The sequence below is a fragment of the Streptomyces sp. YS-3 genome, from assembly GCF_045257485.1.
GTDB lineage: Bacteria > Actinomycetota > Actinomycetes > Streptomycetales > Streptomycetaceae > Streptomyces.
Window position 1 is genome coordinate 1 of sequence record NZ_JBJHPC010001094.1, and the last position, 939, is coordinate 939.

Consider the following 939-nt stretch of genomic DNA (forward strand, 5'->3'; position numbering starts at 1 on the left):
GGGCCGCCGGGTGCGAGCCGGGTGGGCTGGGCGAGGCCGGCCAGCGCGGTGCGCCAGGCCGTCTCGGCGGCCTCCCGGTCGCTGCCGGCGAGGTGGGTCAGATAGTCGCGGTAGGGCCGGACCGGGGGCAGCTCCCCGGTCCCGTACAGCGTGAACAGCTCCTTGAAGAGCAGGGCGAACGACCAGCCGTCCAGCAGGATGTGATGGGCCGTCACCAGAAGTCGGTGGTGATCGGGACCCAGTCGCAGCAGGGTGAAGCGCAGCAGCGGGGGGCGGCGGCTGTCGACGCCCAGTTGCCAGTCCTGCTCGGTCAGTTCGGCGGCGCGGGCCTGCGCCTCCTCCTCGCCGAGGTGGCCGAGGTCGCTCTCCTGCCAGGCCAGCGGCATGTCGCGGCGGACCACCTGGACGGGGTCGCCGTTCTTGCGGTGGGTGAGGGAGACCCGCAGATTGGCGTGGCGCCGCAGCAGGGTGTCCGCCGCCTCGCGCAGCCGGGCCGCCTCCAGCGCGCCCCGCAGGTCGACCGAGAACTGGGCGATGTAGAGGTGCCGGGAGTCCTGGTCGTACCCCGAGTGGAAGAGCATGCCCTCCTGGAGGGGGGACAGGGGCAGGATGTCCTCGACCGCCGACTGGCTGGTGTTCATGGCTGGTTCGCTTCCTGGTGGTGGGTCAGAGGGCTTCGAGGGAGGCCGCGAGGTCGTCCAGTTCGTCCTGGTCGATCGCGGCGAGGGTGAGGTCGGCTGCCACGACGGCGTCGGCGCCGGGGCGTTCGGCGTGGGCGACGAGTGCGGCGAGCATCCGGAACCAGGTCCCGGCGAGCGCGCGCACCTCCGGCTCGTCGAACACCCCGGGCGCCCAGGCCCAGTCGGCGTGCAGGACCGGCCCGCTCGCCGTCTCCAGGACGACGGCGTTGACCTCGACGGGGTGGGCCATGGGCATGCC

The 939-nt window shown here is 73.2% G+C and carries 1 protein-coding gene and 1 pseudogene; both read right to left on the reverse strand.

What is annotated here, in order from left to right; all coding sequences use genetic code 11:
• A partial coding sequence (locus ACJA3G_RS37690) for a condensation domain-containing protein (RefSeq protein WP_406557502.1) occupies positions 1-641 on the reverse strand: 641 nt, incomplete at its 3' end.
• 25 nt (positions 642-666) lie between these two features.
• Positions 667-939, reverse strand: a pseudogene (locus ACJA3G_RS37695) (peptide synthetase); the annotation flags it as partial.